The following is a 1573-nucleotide window of genomic DNA, read 5'->3' on the forward strand; positions in this document are numbered from 1 at the left end:
TTAATTCTGTTAAATCAGCAATAGATTCTCTGAATAATTCAGTTAATGCTGTCACCAGTGCGGTCAATGGAAATGGCGATAAAGTCTCAAATTCTGTGAATGCAAGTGGTGAGAAAGTTACTAACGCAGTCAACAAAGGCACTGAAGCAACTAAAGAAAATGGCAAAAAATTAGATCAAATCATTAAAGGTCAAGAAGAGGGTAATTCACTTCTCAAAGACATAGAAGATTGGCTCACTGGAGACAATAATCTCCCAGAAAATGAAAAACCCACTATTGAAGAATATGATGTCGGTGACTATGAAAAATCTTATGTTTCTTGGTCTGCTTCATGTCCTCCCGATGTTCAAATCCCGATTTCTTTAATGGGTCAGTCTTCAACTTTGGTCCTTAAATGGTCTCCTTGGTGTGAATTACTTTCAAAAATAAGATGGGCAATAATTGCATGTGCTTACTTCTCTGCAGCCTACATTATTTTAGGAATGAGGGGATAACATGCCTGCATTATTATTCGCTATCGGTTCTTGGTTACTCTCTAACTTCGCTAGACAAGTTTTACTAGGTGCTGGTGTTGCTATTGTTTCATCTGCAATTATCAATGGAATACTTTCTAAATTTATTCAAAAAGCCATAGATGCATCATCCAATGTCGACCCTACATATTTAGGTTTACTCAGCATCTCAGGTATAGATCAAGCAATTTCAATCATTATTGGTGCACTTGTTGCCCGTGCAACCATTGTTGCGAGTTCAATGTCACTAAAAAAAATGTCGTGACGCGCTTACACGCACCGTACGCGTCTCCGTGTACGTAGCGTGGGGCGTGTCATGAAATAAAAGGAGTACAAAGAAATGCTATTTCTGTTTACGGGTAAGCCTGGTTCTTTTAAAACTGCTATGGCTGCTACTCGAGCTTTAAATTATTTAAAAGAAGGTCGTCCAGTTTACACAAACATTGATGGCTTTGATTATGAGGGGGTTAATCCACTTCCTGAAAATGACGACTGGAGAAATACGCCTGACGGTTCTATCGTTATCTATGATGAAGCACAACAATTTGATTTCTTTAAATATAAGGGTCGTGAAAAACTTAGTTCAGATGGACGTGTACAAGAATTAGAAACCCATCGTCATACTGGACATGACATTATTCTTATCACTCAAAGCCCTAACTTCTTACATAATCATTTATTGGGTCTAGTGGGTTCACACTATCACTTACACCGTGCTTATGGTCGTGGTTTTGCTGATGTATTCCTATGGCGTTATGCGGTCATGATGCCTGATTCAACAGGCTCTAAAAACAAAGCAGAAAGTCATGAAACATTTAAGCCTGACACTAAGATTTTCGATAAATATAAATCGACCACGATTGATACTCATAAACTCAAAATACCTGTGCTTTATTACAAGCTTGGTGGCTTTTTACTTGTTGTCGTTTCTATTATTTTATATATGGTCTTTGGCTCAAATAATCCATTTTTAAGTGCTTCAAAAATCAGAGAGAATGCACAAATTGCGAGTGGTGAACAAAAGCCGAATACAGTTATAGATTCTCAAGCATCATCTGTAA

Annotated in this window: 3 protein-coding genes; all 3 read left to right on the top strand. The window is 37.6% G+C overall.

The window, feature by feature from the left end; genetic code table 11:
- A partial coding sequence (locus ACG9ZL_RS20915) for a virulence factor TspB C-terminal domain-related protein (RefSeq protein ID WP_419361798.1) occupies positions 1–494 on the top strand: 494 nt, incomplete at its 5' end.
- Between the two features lies 1 nt (position 495).
- Positions 496–777 carry a DUF2523 family protein gene (locus ACG9ZL_RS20920; protein WP_419361801.1) on the top strand — a complete coding sequence of 94 codons (282 nt, stop codon included), beginning with the start codon at positions 496–498 and terminating at the stop codon, positions 775–777.
- A gap of 75 nt (positions 778–852) precedes the next feature.
- A partial coding sequence (locus ACG9ZL_RS20925) for a zonular occludens toxin domain-containing protein (protein WP_419361804.1) occupies positions 853–1573 on the top strand: 721 nt, incomplete at its 3' end.

It is taken from the genome of Acinetobacter legionensis (genome assembly GCF_048551735.1).
In the GTDB taxonomy this organism is placed as follows: Bacteria; Pseudomonadota; Gammaproteobacteria; order Pseudomonadales; family Moraxellaceae; genus Acinetobacter.